12 protein-coding genes and 1 other annotated feature are annotated in these 15656 nt (G+C 37.1%); of the genes, 10 read left to right on the top strand and 2 right to left on the bottom strand.

Features of this window, described 5'->3' with window-relative positions; genetic code table 11:
• Positions 1-951: 951 nt before the first annotated feature.
• The 5 genes from AC1DFT_RS12010 to AC1DFT_RS12030 all read left to right on the top strand — a co-directional run bounded on the left by AC1DFT_RS12010 (position 952) and on the right by AC1DFT_RS12030 (position 6722).
• The gene (locus AC1DFT_RS12010) at positions 952-1965 is read left to right on the top strand and encodes an ABC transporter ATP-binding protein (protein WP_478158986.1); all 1014 of its coding nucleotides are present in this window, start codon (positions 952-954) and stop codon (positions 1963-1965) included.
• A complete protein-coding gene (locus tag AC1DFT_RS12015; RefSeq protein ID WP_478158987.1) occupies positions 1962-2909 on the top strand; it encodes an ATP-binding cassette domain-containing protein in 948 nt (315 codons plus the stop codon). Before AC1DFT_RS12010 ends, AC1DFT_RS12015 begins: the two co-directional genes overlap by 4 nt.
• A 1-nt stretch (position 2910) precedes the next feature.
• Complete coding sequence (gene opp4B / locus AC1DFT_RS12020) at positions 2911-3873, top strand: oligopeptide ABC transporter permease (RefSeq protein WP_478158988.1); 963 nt, start codon at positions 2911-2913, stop codon at positions 3871-3873.
• A gap of 30 nt (positions 3874-3903) precedes the next feature.
• Positions 3904-4815 (top strand): ABC transporter permease, encoded by a 912-nt coding sequence (locus tag AC1DFT_RS12025; protein ID WP_478158989.1) that lies wholly within the window; start codon positions 3904-3906, stop codon positions 4813-4815.
• Between the two features lie 62 nt (positions 4816-4877).
• Positions 4878-6722, top strand: coding sequence for an oligopeptide ABC transporter substrate-binding protein (locus AC1DFT_RS12030; RefSeq protein WP_478158990.1), 1845 nt, complete (start codon positions 4878-4880; stop codon positions 6720-6722).
• Between the two features lie 244 nt (positions 6723-6966).
• Here AC1DFT_RS12030 and trpS read toward each other — a convergent pair whose 3' ends face one another.
• Positions 6967-7953, bottom strand: a complete 987-nt coding sequence (gene trpS / locus AC1DFT_RS12035; protein ID WP_478158991.1) for a tryptophan--tRNA ligase — start codon at positions 7951-7953, stop codon at positions 6967-6969.
• A 283-nt stretch (positions 7954-8236) separates the two neighbouring features.
• Positions 8237-8451 (bottom strand) — a binding site (T-box leader).
• 40 nt (positions 8452-8491) lie between these two features.
• Entirely contained in the window at positions 8492-8836 is a 345-nt protein-coding gene (locus AC1DFT_RS12040; RefSeq protein WP_478158992.1) for a DUF3899 domain-containing protein, read from the bottom strand.
• 236 nt (positions 8837-9072) lie between these two features.
• Here AC1DFT_RS12040 and AC1DFT_RS12045 point away from each other — a divergent pair, with 236 nt between their 5' ends.
• The 5 genes from AC1DFT_RS12045 to AC1DFT_RS12065 all read left to right on the top strand — a co-directional run bounded on the left by AC1DFT_RS12045 (position 9073) and on the right by AC1DFT_RS12065 (position 14946).
• Entirely contained in the window at positions 9073-10779 is a 1707-nt protein-coding gene (locus tag AC1DFT_RS12045) for a peptide ABC transporter substrate-binding protein (RefSeq protein WP_478158993.1), read from the top strand.
• 197 nt (positions 10780-10976) lie between these two features.
• The gene (gene opp3b, locus AC1DFT_RS12050) at positions 10977-11909 is read left to right on the top strand and encodes an oligopeptide ABC transporter permease (protein ID WP_478158994.1); all 933 of its coding nucleotides are present in this window, start codon (positions 10977-10979) and stop codon (positions 11907-11909) included.
• A complete protein-coding gene (gene opp3C / locus AC1DFT_RS12055; RefSeq protein WP_478158995.1) occupies positions 11909-12928 on the top strand; it encodes an oligopeptide ABC transporter permease in 1020 nt (339 codons plus the stop codon). The genes opp3b and opp3C overlap by 1 nt, the downstream gene beginning before the upstream one ends.
• A 15-nt stretch (positions 12929-12943) precedes the next feature.
• A complete protein-coding gene (locus AC1DFT_RS12060; protein ID WP_478158996.1) occupies positions 12944-14008 on the top strand; it encodes an ABC transporter ATP-binding protein in 1065 nt (354 codons plus the stop codon).
• Entirely contained in the window at positions 14008-14946 is a 939-nt protein-coding gene (locus AC1DFT_RS12065; RefSeq protein ID WP_478158997.1) for an ABC transporter ATP-binding protein, read from the top strand. The genes AC1DFT_RS12060 and AC1DFT_RS12065 overlap by 1 nt, the downstream gene beginning before the upstream one ends.
• Positions 14947-15656 lie beyond the last annotated feature (710 nt).

Below are 15656 nucleotides of genomic sequence, written 5' to 3' on the forward strand. Positions count from 1 at the left end.
TTTTTCCATTGGATTCATCCAATAAATGGCTTAGGGCAACGAACCGATCACTGAGAGCAACCAGTTCTACTACGAAAGCAACTAAATCAGCACGAGAACAACCAAATTACTCGTGAAAGCAACCAATTCTCAAAATGGCTCTTTACTTGATGTGAGACAACTATAATTCCGACCTATTATAGGAATTATATGTCTTAAAGCCCATCGAACACGCCTGGCCGGCATCTACTCGAATAGTTTGTCGTGTTCAGCTATCTTATTGTCGCGTTCGCAGTGGATATTGTCTCGTTCAACCATTTATTGTTAATATGGGATTTCAATAATTTAGCAATTTCCATTGATTTTCGCTGCAGGCGGCGACTCCACCGGATTAAGTGAGCATGATGAGACTTCACATCGTACGCGCTAGCGTCGGTGAAGGCTCATCGCTCACCCCGTGGAAAGCGTCCGCCCTACAGCGAAAATCACAGCGGACACTTTACGTCGCAGTATCCCTAAAAAGCGAACTAAATCTTAAAAAAACTATCAGGAATAAAGTTGAAAATTATCAATCAAAAACACAAAAGCATTTCCAAGTAAATATTTGGAAATGCTTTTTTATGTGCATAATATTTTGTTGAGTTGAAGTGCTAGTTTGCTAGTGTTATAGCGTGTTGATGAATATTTTTTTGAAATAATATGTCGAAAAATGATGTCTCGTTCATTTTGTTAAAAAAATTTTAAATAATCTACAACAAGAGTAAATCGTTGAAAACACTGCATTTTCACCTAATTACCAATTTTCTAAAAAGAGTAAATAAAGGGAACTAACAAAAAATAATATTGCGATTGTAAAGAGATTGTAATAGACTTTGTAATTAAGATAACAAAACTGAAAAGTATAACAATTTAATAGTTGAGTAGTTTCCAATGTTTGGAGAAAATGATCGATGGCATGAAAGGAGAAATACTTTGAACAGCACAGAGCAACTTTTATCGATTAATAACTTACATACTGGTTTCCGGATTAAGGATACATATTATGATGCGGTCGATGGCGTATCGATTTCACTAAAGAAAAACGAAATACTTGCCATTGTTGGTGAGTCTGGGTGTGGAAAGTCAACACTAGCAACTTCTATCATTGGACTTCATGATCATAACAAGACGAGAGTAGAAGGAGAAATCATTTATAAAGGTAAGAATCTCGCAAAGTTGGATGAAGAGAAGTTTAACAAAATTCGTGGTGAAGAAATCGGTATGATTTTCCAAGACCCATTATCTGCATTAAATCCGTTAATGCGTATTGGCGATCAAATTGAGGAAGGGTTAGCCTTTCATACAAAAATGTCTAAAGAAGAGCGGGACAAACGTGTTTTAGAGTTGTTAACACAAGTTGGAATTTCCAATCCGTCGCGAATTGCCAAACAATTTCCACATCAATTGTCCGGTGGGATGCGTCAACGGGTTATTATCGCAATCGCTATATCTTGTAAGCCGAATATAATCATTGCAGACGAACCGACAACAGCACTTGATGTAACGATTCAAGCGCAAATTTTGGATTTATTAAAAGATTTGCAAGCAGAAACTGGAGCAGGAATTGTTTTAATAACACATGACTTAGGTGTTGTAGCAGAAGTTGCCGACCGAGTTGCCGTTATGTATGCGGGTCAAATTATTGAAGAAGCACCAGTAGATGAACTATTCGCAAATCCGATGCATCCATATACACGTTCTTTATTCAACTCGATTCCACAAATGAATAGCGAGGATGAGAAACTACAAGTAATTCAAGGAATCGTTCCATCTTTAACAAATTTGCCAAGAACAGGCTGCAGATTTTCAGCGCGTATCCCGTGGATTACAGAGAAAATGCATGAAGAAAATCCGACGATGCACGAAATTTCTCCAGGTCATCTAGTACGATGTACTTGCTGGCAACACTTTCATTTCGAAAGTGAAGAAGGAGGAATGGCAAGATGAGTTTTATGCAAATAAATGACTTAAAAGTATATTATCCAATTCGTGGTGGCTTTTTCAATACAGTGGTAGACCAAGTAACGGCGGTAGATGGTATCTCCTTAGAATTTGAAAAAGGGAAGGCATATGGCTTAGTTGGTGAATCGGGCTGTGGAAAATCGACGACTGGTAAATCGATTATTGGTTTAGAAAAAATTACTTCTGGAAGTATTATTTACGAAGGGAAAAACGTAACACATAATCGTAGGGGTCACGGCTCTTCCTACAATCGGGATATACAAATGATTTTCCAAGATGCAAATTCTAGTTTGAACCCTCGTAAAAGGGTGCAAGACATTATTGCTGAACCGATTCGAAATTTTTTGAAACTTTCACCTGATGAAGAAAAACGAAGAATTAATGAATTGCTCGCAATTGTAGGGATGAATGAAGATGCCAAATTGAAATATCCGCATGAGTTCTCAGGCGGTCAAAAACAACGTATTGGTATTGCTCGAGCAATCGCTTGTAACCCAAAGCTTATTATTGCGGATGAACCAGTATCGGCTCTAGATCTTTCCGTTCAAGCACAAGTATTGAATTTCATGAAAGATATCCAGCAAGAATTTGGACTAAGTTATTTATTTATCTCTCATGATTTAGGGGTAGTGAAGCATATGTGTGATCATATATCGATCATGTACAAAGGACGTTTTGTTGAATCAGGCAATCGCCAAGATATTTATACAAATCCACAACATATTTACACAAAACGATTACTATCAGCAATTCCGGATGTGAATCCAGTAGGGCGTGCAGAGCGAAAAAAGGAACGAATCGAAGTAGAAGCAAACTATGCTGCAAATCATAAAAACTACTATGATGAAAACGGAAGAGTATATGATTTGAAATCCATTTCTAATACACATCAAGTAGCGATAATCACTAGTAATAAGGGGGTTATCTAAGATGTGGAAAACGATATTAAGACGAGTATTAGTTATGATTCCCCAGTTATTCGTGTTAAGTTTACTTATTTTCATCATGGCTAAGGCTATGCCAGGGGATCCATTTACTGGATTGATAACACCGGAAACAGATCCAAATAGATTAGAGGAACTACGTCAAGCTGCTGGATTTTATGATCCATGGTATGTGCAATATTATAATTGGATAGTAAATGCGGTACAAGGTGACTTTGGAAAAAGCTATACATATAAAGTGCCTGTAGCAGATTTAATCGGAGATCGAGCATTGAATACATTTTGGCTTTCTTTATTAAGTGTAGTGCTACTTTATGCGATTGCTATTCCCTTGGGAGTTCTAGCGGGACGTTTTCAAGATACTTTTTTAGATAAAACAATCGTTTTGTATAGTTTTATTACTTATGCTATTCCAACATTTGTTTTAGGATTACTTTTATTATTCTTTTTTGGATATCAATTAAATTGGTTTCCTACAACTGGAACAGTGGATATCGCGCATGAAAAAGGTTCGATTGGATATATTTGGAGCAAAATTTATCATATGCTTTTACCAGCCATCACCTATGCTATTTTAGGTACGACAGGAGTTATTCAGTATTTACGCTCCGAAATTATCGATTCAAAATCGATGGATTACGTTCGTACTGCTAGAAGTAAAGGTATTCCGGTTCGTAAGGTATATAGCAGACATATTTTTAGGAATTCGTTATTGCCAATAGCTGCTTTCCTCGGTTTTACAATAACTGGATTACTTGGTGGATCCATTTTCATCGAAACAATTTTCGGTTATCCGGGAATGGGGCAGTTGTTTGTTCAATCTCTTTCATCACGAGACTATAGTGTCATTACAGCATTAGTTATGCTTTTCGGCTTCTTAACATTAATGGGTAGTCTATTGTCCGATATCATCATGAGTATTGTAGATCCTCGTATTAGGATAGATTGACCAAAATAAAGGTTAAGGAGAGAGAAGAAGATGAATGAACAATTAGAAAATGTAAATAATCATGCCGACAAAGTAAATAGCTCTCCGCCTACTGGTTTTCAAGTAATTGCGCGAGAGTTTAAAAAAGATAAATTAGCAATGTTTTCTCTTATTGGATTAGTCATTGTTATTCTAGGTATTTATATTTGGGCAATGTTTATTGATCAAGAAACAATGATGAAAGTAAGTCTTCGAGATAAGTTTTCTGAGCCGGGGGAAAAATTTCTCCTTGGTGCCGACCAAGGTGGACGTTCCATTTTAGGTCAACTAGTACTTGGTGCGAGAAATTCGATAACTATTGCAATATCAGTAACGGTTATAACAGGGATTATTGGAATTGCTATAGGTCTAATCACAGGTTATTTTGGTGGCTGGATTGATAATGTTTTTATGAGAATAATCGATTTCTTTATAACGATACCATCTTTAATGATCATTATTGTTTTCGTTACTGTTGTACCGAAATATACAGTACCAACCTTTGTATTTATTATGAGTGCCTTTTTATGGATGGGAACAGCACGTCTTGTTCGAAGTAAATCACTTACAGAGAGTAGACGAGATTATGTCAATGCCTCTAAAACAATGGGTACAAGGGATATAACCATCATTTTTAAAGAAGTGATGCCAAATATAAGTTCCCTATTAATCGTAGAGTTGACACTAAACTTTGCAGGGAATGTGGGACTTGAAACAGGATTATCTTATTTAGGTTTCGGATTACCTCAATCCACACCGAGTTTAGGAACACTTGTAAGTTATGCGAACAATCCATTAATCCTAGAAGATAAGTGGTGGGTATGGCTGCCGGCTTCTTTACTAATATTAGTATTGATGCTTGCAATTAACTATGTTGGTCAAGCAATTCGCAGATCCGCGGATGCTAGACAGCGTCTTGGATAATATGTTGGTATTAAACGTTTATCGTTTGATATATATATCAGATAGAAAAGGGAGGAAATAAAATGAATAAGAAGCTTTGGTCACTACTTGCAGTACTTTTAACATTCATGCTAGTACTTGGTGCGTGTAACAGTGAAGACGATAAGAGTTCTGAAGGAGCAACAGAGACAGAAGGAACTACAGAAACAGCTACTGAAGAAGGTGCAGAGGAAGAAGCGGAAGAACCAGCAGTAGATACTGAAGGTTTATTTCCTTTAACTGTTGACAATGAAGGAGAAGCTATTGAAGGTGGAACTTTAAAAGTTGCACTTGGAACAGATACACCATTCAAAGGGGTATTCTCTTGGTCATTATATGACGATGCTTACGATGCTGAGATTATGAATTATGCATCAAACGTAATTTTTGGAACTGATGGTGACTTCCTTGTCAATGATAAAGGAATTGCAACACTAGAAGTAGATCAAGATAACAATAAAGTACTTGTGAAAATTCCAGCGGATGTTAAATGGTCTGACGGGGAACCACTTAAAGTGGAAGACTTAATTTATCCATACTTAATTATTGGTCATCCGGACTATGAGGGTATTCGTTATGATGGAGATTTTCAAAATATCGTTGGTGCAGTTGAGTATCATGATGGAGCAGCTGACACGATTTCTGGTTTGAAAAAAGTGGATGAAACTACTTTAGAAATTTCATTCAAAAAATTATCACCTGCAATCTTCTCAATAGGAGATGGACTATGGGGATATGCAGAACCTAGCCATACTTTAAAGGACGTTCCAATTGGACAATTATTAGAATCTGACCCAGTACGTAAAAATCCGGTTACATTAGGTGCGTTCAAATTTGAGAAAATTGTACCAGGTGAATCTGTACAATTCGCACGAAATGAACATTATTGGAAAGGCGCTTCAAAGCTTGATGGAGTGTTATTAAAAGTAGTGCCTTCAACATCAATTGCGAAGGCAATCGAATCAGGTGAATATGATATGACTGCTGGTAAATTACCTGCAACGACATATCCACAAGTGAAAGATTTACAAAATATTACGATTTTAGCTCAACCAGAACTATCTTATTCTTACTTGGGCTTTAAACTTGGTAAATATGATACGGCGCAAGGAATTTCGATTATGGATCCAAATGCGAAGATGGCTGATGTAAAACTACGTCAAGCAATGGGCTATGCACTAGATGTAGAGCAAGTGAATGAAGTTTATTATGATAACTTACGTTCTAGAGCAAATTCATTAATCCCACCAGTATTTGCTTCTTTCTATGACCCAACTTTGAAAGGTTATACTTATGATGCAGATAAAGCAATCGCTATACTAGATGAAGCAGGATATAAAGATACAGACGGAGATGGATTCCGTGAAACTCCAAAAGGAGAAAAATTAGAAATTAGTATGGCTTCTATGGCAGGAGATGCAATTGCGGAAGAAATGGCAGCATTTTGGATGCAAAACTGGGCAGATGTTGGCTTAAAAGTAGAATTGGCAACTGGACGTTTAATCGAGTTTAACTCTTTTTATGATAAAGTAGAAGCAGACGACCCAGAAATCGATATCTATATGGCTGCATGGGGTACAGGTACAAACCCTTCACCTTCAGGGCTTTATGGAAAAGAAGCAGCATTTAATATGAGCCGTTTCACAAGTCCGGAGTTAGATGAGTTACTAGCTGCTATCGACTCTCCTGAAGCATTTGATCCGGAATACCGTGCAAATGCATTCCGTGAATGGCAAGAATATATGGAAGAAAATGCACAAGTTATTCCTACTCAATTCCGTACAGCAATTTATACAATTAACAAACGTGTCAAACACTACGATGTAAACTATGATACAGAGTTTGACTGGAGTGAAATCGAACTACTTGCTGAAGAGCCTATTAAATAATTTATAAAAAACCGTTCCTAGACGAAAGTTTAGGAACGGTTTTTCATATGGTTTAAGAAGGATGTGATACATATGAGAATTCTATTGTTTTTAATCAGTTATGGGATAGCGGTTATTAGCTGCTCCCATCTAGTATTATTCTTAAACTTTCTATCTTTAGGTTATTCGTTGAATTCTGTCCTCGTGTACATGCTTCAGACGAAGGAATTTATCATGCTTTGTGGATCATTTTTAGCTTTAACGATTATCGTCTTCTACCGAGGCCCATTGCGGCTTCCATCTTAGCCAGTGTCGCATTTGCCAATGCATTTGCTTTTTCTGCTCCAAGATCTAATATATCGTCAAGCTCAGATGAATTCAATAATTCTTCGTATCTCGCTTGAATTGGAGCTAGATGATCGATAATAACTTGAGCTACAGATGCTTTAAAATCACCATAGCCTTTTCCTTCGTATTTTTGTACAAGTGTTTCTATTGATAGGTTAGTCAGAGCTGCTTCAATAGTAAGTAGATTGGAAACGCCAGGTTTATTTTCAAGATCAAAGGCAACAATACCCTCCGAATCTGTTACGGAGCTTTTAATTTTCTTTTCAATTTCCTTTGGTGTATCTAGTAAGCGAATGGTTGCTTTTTTATTTGGATCGGATTTACTCATTTTTTTCAGTGGATCTTGTAACGATTTAATGCGAGCTCCGTTTTTGGGAAGTTGGATATCAGGAATCGTTAGAACTTCTCCGTATTTCTTATTAAATCTTTCGGCCAAATCACGTGTCAATTCAACATGTTGTTTTTGATCATCCCCAACAGGTACGATATCTGATAGATAAAGTAGAATATCCGCTGCCATTAAAGGTGGATATGTTAGTAATGCTGCCGATACTGCTTCTTTACCTGTTGATTTGTCTTTAAATTGCGTCATTCTTTCTAACTCACCGATATACGAAATACATTGCATAATCCATCCTGCTTGCGCATGAGCCGGAACTTCGGATTGGATAAATAAAGTTGATTTATTAGGGTCAATTCCTACTGCAATATACAAAGCAGCAAGGGAGCGAATATGACCGCGTAATTCTTCCGGATCTTGTGGAACGGTGATTGCATGTTGATCGACAATACAAAATACGCATTCATAATCATCCTGCAAAGCAGTAAACTGCCTGAATGCACCGATGTAATTTCCTAATGTAATAATTCCTGTTGGCTGTACGCCTGAAAAGATTTTCTTCATGTTTTTTCCTCCTAAATTAATTTGAAAAATTAAATCAAATTCGCCTCGGCGTATTTGCGTCCAGATTTTGAACCTGCGCTTGAGGCCAACAGGATGTAGGTCATGCTCCTGCGGTTACTCGTTGCAGAAAGACATTGCAGTCGTTGCGACAGGACGTCGCCAACTTAGACTGCCTTCCTTGACTCCTTTCAAAATCTGTGACATCCGCCGGAGGCTTTTATTTTATTCCGTAGGGTTAATTTCCCCTACGGAATAAAATAAAAAAACATCATGCATCCCTATAAAAAGGGACGAATGATGTAAAATCCGTGGTACCACCCAGCTTGCTAAAATAATTAGCCACTCTTCTTCTTAACGTGAAGGATACGGTATATGCTACTACAAGTTCACATACACTGCTCAGAAGCCCATTCCATTTAAAGTATGTTCTGTTTGCACCAACCACAGACTCTCTATTCATACCGTGTTAAATGTACTATTCTTCGTCAAAGCTTAACTATTTTGTTTCGCTAATTATATTATAGAAGGAAGGCAAAAATCAAGCGTAAAAAGCAACTAAAGCAATGCCCATACAAACTAAACAGGACAAGCCTAATGTTACAATCGGCTTATATGGAAAAGAGAAAACCTCGGATGGCAACCGCATGTCATTTGCGGTTTTTTTCATATGCTTAGGCGTAAACACTTTGCGTGTGCTTGACACAAAAAGATCGAAAAATCCACCGGAAACTACATATGTCATGAGTCCAATAAATGTAATAGAACCTCCAATATAAAAGGATATATTTATATATGAAGTAAGTGTTAAAGACCCATTCGTAATAAACATTAGTACAAAAATAATAAGTTGTAAGACTAAGAAATAAATAATTGTTTTCTTCATAATTCACCTCGACGAAATAAAGTATAAAAGATTCTCTTAAAATAATCAAAAATTAGACAATTCGAAATGTCAGAAATGAACAAATTAATTACCAATGATTCTCAATTGTTAGGACAATGTAATGATTTTGTTACTGAATTGTAAAAAAATAATCGAAAAACCTGTACAAGTTTATAGGAAAATGTATAATGATTATTGTAATGAATTTTTCTGAATATTTAAAGGGGGTTATTCTTTTGAAGAATAGCAAGTTTGCTTGGCTTTTAGGCCTAATGTTAGTTGTTGCTCTTTTCTTAGCTGCATGTGGCGGCGATAAAGAAGAAGGCACAAAAACAACTACAGACACAGAAGATAAAGATGCAACAACTGAAGAAGTAGCAACTGACGAGGAACAAGTTCTAAACTTGATCATGACAGCTGAAATTCCAACAATGGATTCTGCTCTTGTTACGGATGCAGTAGGTTTTGACCTACTTAACAACGTAAACGAAGGTCTATACCGTTTAAACCAAGATAACGTTGCAGAACCTGCAATCGCTGAAGGCGAACCAACAGTTTCTGAAGATGGATTAGTTTACACATTCACTTTACGTGATGCTAACTGGTCAGATGGTTCTCCTGTAACTGCTAATGATTTTGAATTTGCATGGAAACGTGCGATGAACCCAGATACTGCTTCTGAGTATGGTCCATATATGATGGATGGCGTTATTAAAAACGCTACTGCAATTATGGAAGGTTCTTTGGAGTACACTGAACTAGGTGTTAAAGCTCTAGACGAAAAAACATTAGAAGTAACACTTGAAAAACCAATACCTTACTTCTTATCACTTATGTCATTCGGGACATTCTTACCACAAAATGAAGAATTCGTTACAGCGCAAGGTGAAAACTATGCGAAAAATTCTGAAGCACTTTTATACAACGGACCATTTACACTTGCTAGCTGGGACGGAACAGGATTATCTTGGCAACTACTTAAAAACGAAGAGTACTGGGATAAAGATACTGTAAAATTAACTGAAATTAACTATGATGTTGTTAAAGAACCAGGTACAGGCGTTAACTTGTATTCTGAAGGTCAAAAAGATAAAGCTCCACTTACTGGTGAATTCGCAATGCAGTATGCTGCTGATCCAGAACTAATTAATGAATCAGAAACATCTGTATTCTATTTCAAATATAATCAAGAACGTCTTGGAGAAAAAACTCCACTTGCTAACGTAAACATTCGTGAAGCACTTTCAAAAGCTTTCAATAAACAAGATTTAGTAGATGTAGTTTTAGCTAACGGTTCTGTACCAGCAAACTACTTAGTACCAAAAGACTTTACTTTCGATGCTGATGCAAATGACTTCCGTGATGTAAACGGGGACATGGCTGAATTCAATGCAGAAGAAGCAAAAGCTGCATTTGATAAAGGTTTATCTGAACTAGGAGTTTCTGAGTTAAATATCGAACTTCTAAATGGAGATACTGAATCAGCTAAAAAAATGGGTGAGTATCTAAAAAATCAATTAGAAACTAACCTACCAGGTTTAACAGTTAAACTAAAAGAAGTTCCATTTAATGTACGTTTAGATCTTGATACAAACCAAGATTACGATATGCAAATTGCTGGATGGGGACCTGACTATCAAGATCCTTACACATTCATGAACTTATGGTTAACTGGTGGCGGTAATAACCAAATGTCATATTCAAATCCAAAATATGACGAGTTAGTAACTGCATCTGTTAATGATTTAGCTTTAGATCCAGAAGCTCGTTGGCAAGCACTTGCTGATGCTGAAAAACTTCTTATTGAAGAAGATTACGGAATCGGACCAATTTACCAACGTGGATTAATGTTCCTTCAAAAACCATATGTTAAAGGTATCGTTGCTCACCCATTCGGTGGAGACTATAGCTACAAATGGGCTTATATCGAAGGTAAAAACTAATTTAGTGAATGTTTAAAATCACATAGTTTGAGAGTATATGGTATCCGTTCGGGACCATATACTCTCTTTTTAAATGAATCAGAATTCACCAAATATTTTATTTTTAATTTTAGTTTTGACAACAACGGAGATTATCTGTTTATATATACTAGTAGAGTTTTAAAATTATAGGAAAATATTATTTAGGAGGTGCAAAGATGACAAAATATATGATTCGACGTATCGTTTATATGTTTATTACCCTTTTCTTGATTGCGTCAGCAACATTTTTCTTAATGAAGGCGCTTCCAGGATCCCCGATTAGCTCTGCTCCAAAACTATCCCCTTCACAACTTGCGATGGTGGAAGCGAAATATGGATTAGATGAACCAGTTCCTGTGCAGTACGCAAAATACATGCTCAACTTGGCTAAAGGTGACTTAGGAAACTCTTTCCAGTTTAAAAATGCCAGTGTAACGGAACTAATCATGAATCGTTTAGGACCATCTGTTTTAATTGGAACACAAGGTTTGATACTAGGTGTAGCTATAGGTATTTTGTTAGGTATGATTGCAGCGTTAAGGCAGAATACTATATGGGATTATGGTAGTACGTTAATTGCTATCATCGGTATTTCAATTCCATCGTTCGTTTTTGCAACATTGCTTCAATATTGGTTAGCGGTTGAATGGGGACTTTTCCCTGTAGGTTTATGGAAAGATGGTTGGATGTCGAGCATACTGCCTTCTATTGCATTAGCAATGGGACCTCTTGCAACAGCATCTCGTTTTATCCGTACAGAAATGATTGAAGTGTTAAGTTCGGATTATATTACTTTAGCAAAATCTAAAGGAGCGAGCGGATTTGAAATTGCATTCAAGCACGCTTTCCGTAATGCATTAATCCCTCTTGTCACTGTTTTAGGCCCGCTTGCTGCCGGTTTAGTTACAGGTTCACTTGTAATTGAACAAATCTTTGCAATACCGGGTATCGGGGAACAATTTGTTAAAGCGATTACGTCCAATGACTTCTCTATTATTATGGGAACAACATTATTTTACTCTGTATTGTTAATTGTCATAATATTCGTAGTTGACGTCCTTTATGGAATAATTGACCCTCGTATTCGTTTATCAGGAGGTAGTAAATAATGAGTTTAGATATAAAAAAAATACCTGCTGAATCTTTTGAACGAGTTGATATCGATAGTAGTCATGCAGAAAGAATTACCAAACCGTCTTTAAGTTTTTGGCAAGATGCTTGGCTACGAATTCGAAAAAACAAGGCTGCTATTGCAAGCATATTTATATTAGCCTTTATCATTATCATGGCATTTGTAGGACCGATGGTTAGTCCACATGATGCAGAAACACAAACAATTACACACGCCAACTTGCCTCCAAAAGTTCCTGGACTTGAGAAATTAGGAATATTTGATGGTGTTGGTACGTTAGCGGGTAAAGAAGTAGATTTATATGAAATGAAAAAAGTAGATACGTATTATTGGTTTGGTACGGATGGTTTAGGACGCGACATGTTCTCAAGAGCTTGGGAAGGAACGCAAATATCCTTATTGATCGCATTTGTAGCAGCGGTAATAGACATGGTTATTGGTGTCGCTTATGGTGGTATTTCTGGTTACTACGGTGGTCGTACTGATGATATGATGCAACGTGTTGTAGAAATCCTATATGGTATTCCTACATTAGTTATCGTAATCCTCATGTTATTAGTTATGGAACCAGGTGTCACCGCGATAGTTATTGCGATTACGCTCACAGGTTGGATTGGTATGTCTCGTATTGTTCGAGGGCAAGTTTTGAAATTTAAGAACCAAGAGTTTGTGCTTGCATCCCGTACATTAGGTGCAAGTAATGGGCGTATTATATCTAAGCATATTTTGCCGAATATTTTAGGTGTTATCATTATTAATACAATGTTTACCATTCCAACGGCGATTTTCTTTGAAGCCTTTTTAAGCTTCATCGGATTAGGGCTTCAAGCGCCTGACGCGTCTTTAGGTACACTTATTAATGATGGGTATAAAGTAATTCGATTCCAACCGCATATTTTATTGTTCCCATCCATTATTTTGAGTTTATTAATGATTGCATTTAACTTACTTGGTGATGGTTTACGTGATGCATTTGATCCGAAGATGAAAGACTAAAGGAGGAAAGCGAAAATGGAAAAAATATTAGAAGTAAAAGACCTAGAGCTTTCCTTCCATACGTTTGCAGGGGAAGTTAAAGCAATTCGTGGCGTTAACTTTGACTTATTAAAAGGAGAAACGCTTGCAATTGTTGGTGAGTCTGGTTCAGGTAAATCCGTAACGACTAAGTCCATTATGCGTTTATTGCCTGAACATAGCTCAGAGTTTAAAAATGGTCATATTTTATTTAACGGAAAAGATTTAACAAAACTATCAGACAAAGAAATGCAAAAGATTCGTGGTAAAGATATTTCAATGATTTTCCAAGATCCGATGACTTCGTTGAATCCAACGATGCCTATTGGAAAACAAATTATGGAGCCTATTTTAAAGCACCGCAATGTGAGTAAATCAGTAGCTCATAAAGAAGCAGTAGATTTACTTCGACTAGTAGGTATGCCTAAACCAGAAGCTCGTATGAAACAATACCCACATCAGTTTTCAGGTGGGCAACGTCAACGTATCGTTATTGCCATTGCATTAGCATGTAATCCACAAGTTTTAATCGCGGATGAACCAACTACTGCACTGGACGTAACGATTCAAGCACAAATTTTAGAGCTAATGAAAGATTTGCAAAAGAAGATTAATACATCGATCATCTTTATTACCCATGACCTTGGCGTAGTAGCAAATGTGGCAGATCGAGTTGCTGTTATGTATGGCGGGAAAATTGTTGAAATCGGAACTGTAGATGAAATTTTCTATAATCCGCAACACCCTTATACATGGGGATTACTAAGTTCGATGCCATCCCTTGATACAGCGGAAGAGAAACTATATGCAATTCCAGGAACACCACCAGATCTGTTGTCACCTCCAAAAGGGGATGCGTTTGCGCTTCGCAGTGATTATGCGATGAAAATCGATCTTGAGGAAACTCCACCATTCTTTAAAGTGAGTGACACACACTATGCAGCAACTTGGTTATTACACCCGGATGCGCCGCAAGTAGATCCTCCTTTAGCAATTATGGAGCGTATGAAAAAATATCCAGGTAGTCGTTACTTTGAAGGAACAGAAGGAGGTACTTACTAATGGCTGAAAAATTACTGGAAATCAAAAATTTAAAGCAATATTTCAATCAAGGTAAGCCAAATGAAGTTCGTGCGGTAGATGATATAAGCTTTGATATTTATAAAGGGGAAACATTAGGACTAGTTGGTGAGTCAGGTTGTGGTAAATCAACAACTGGGCGTACAATCATCCGCCTTTATGATGCAACAGATGGTCAAGTAATTTACGATGGCGTAAACGTACATGATAAAAAATCGAAAAAAGATCTAAAAGAATTTAACCGCAAAATGCAAATGATTTTCCAAGATCCATATGCCTCTCTAAATCCACGTATGAAAGTACTGGATATTATCGCAGAAGGATTGGATATTCATGGTCTTGTGAAAAATCCAAAAGAACGAAAAGAAAAAGTAGTAGAACTTTTAGAGACGGTTGGGTTGAACCGTGAACATGCGGACCGCTATGCCCATGAGTTTTCAGGTGGACAACGCCAACGACTTGGAATTGCAAGAGCACTTGCCGTGAACCCTGAATTTATCATTGCGGATGAGCCAATCTCCGCACTAGATGTATCGATTCAAGCACAGGTTGTCAACTTGCTAAAAGAGCTACAAGAAGAAAAAGGCTTAACTTATTTATTCATTGCGCATGATTTATCGATGGTAAAATATATCTCTGATCGCATCGGAGTTATGTATTTCGGTAAACTTGTCGAGTTAGCTACTGCAGAAGATTTGTATGCGAATCCGATGCATCCATATACACAATCTCTTTTATCAGCTATTCCTCTTCCAGATCCAAATTATGAGCGCACTCGTGTACGTAAGACATACGATCCAGCAAGCCATAATTATCAAGACGGGGAAGAAATCGCGATGAGAGAAGTAACGCCGGGACATTTTGTTTACTGTTCTGAAAAAGAGTTAAAAACATTAAAGGCTGTTTCAAGCTCTAAATAATAAAAAAATCGGTCATTCCTAAGCGAATGACCGATTTTTTTATGGGAAAATATTTGTTTGATGATTTGAGGTAAAAGGGTATGTAATTATTTAGGGATAATGCGTCTTAGTTAGTTGTATGAAGTGTCCGCAGGGATTTCCGCTGCAGGGCGGACGCTTTCCGTGGGGTGAGCGATGAGCCTTCACCGCCGCGCCTGCGCGCGTACGTTGTGAAGTCTCATTTTACTCACTTGATCCCACTGGAGTCGCCTCCCTGCAGCGAAAATCCAATGGAAAAGTACTAACTTATCTAAATTAAATATCTATAAAAATATTTAACGATATAATATCCACTATTAATGTGACAAAATACATATCGAACGCTAAAAGGATCTATCAGATGCTAGTTGGCGAGCCAATGGCTTTAATACATATTGTTCCCAAAATTGGTCGTAGTCTTAGTCGTTTACATGAAGCAAACATACTATTTTAAGAATTAGTTGCTTTAACCTGAGTTTTTTGATTTCTCTCCCACTGATTTAATTGATTTAAATGAGCGATTTGTTGTCCTAATCCATTTATTGATTTCACACAGTCGAGAAACTGTATAAAATTTTGTTTTTTAGCGAGTCGGTACTAAATAAACAAGCAATTTCATTTGATTTTCACTGCAGGCGACGACTCCTGACGGATGAGTGAGCGATGAGCCACCCCAACGTACGCCTAAGGGC

Source organism: Psychrobacillus sp. 05T411 (genome assembly GCF_056396485.1).

Coding starts and splice junctions, on each gene's coding strand:
- opp4B (WP_478158988.1), top strand. CDS start 2,911: ATGTGGAAAACGATATTAAGACGAGTATTAGTTATGATTCCCCAGTTA.
- AC1DFT_RS12030 (WP_478158990.1), top strand. CDS start 4,878: ATGAATAAGAAGCTTTGGTCACTACTTGCAGTACTTTTAACATTCATG.
- opp3b (WP_478158994.1), top strand. CDS start 10,977: ATGACAAAATATATGATTCGACGTATCGTTTATATGTTTATTACCCTT.
- AC1DFT_RS12040 (WP_478158992.1), bottom strand. CDS start 8,836: ATGAAGAAAACAATTATTTATTTCTTAGTCTTACAACTTATTATTTTT.
- AC1DFT_RS12060 (WP_478158996.1), top strand. CDS start 12,944: ATGGAAAAAATATTAGAAGTAAAAGACCTAGAGCTTTCCTTCCATACG.
- AC1DFT_RS12025 (WP_478158989.1), top strand. CDS start 3,904: ATGAATGAACAATTAGAAAATGTAAATAATCATGCCGACAAAGTAAAT.
- trpS (WP_478158991.1), bottom strand. CDS start 7,953: ATGAAGAAAATCTTTTCAGGCGTACAGCCAACAGGAATTATTACATTA.
- AC1DFT_RS12015 (WP_478158987.1), top strand. CDS start 1,962: ATGAGTTTTATGCAAATAAATGACTTAAAAGTATATTATCCAATTCGT.
- AC1DFT_RS12065 (WP_478158997.1), top strand. CDS start 14,008: ATGGCTGAAAAATTACTGGAAATCAAAAATTTAAAGCAATATTTCAAT.
- opp3C (WP_478158995.1), top strand. CDS start 11,909: ATGAGTTTAGATATAAAAAAAATACCTGCTGAATCTTTTGAACGAGTT.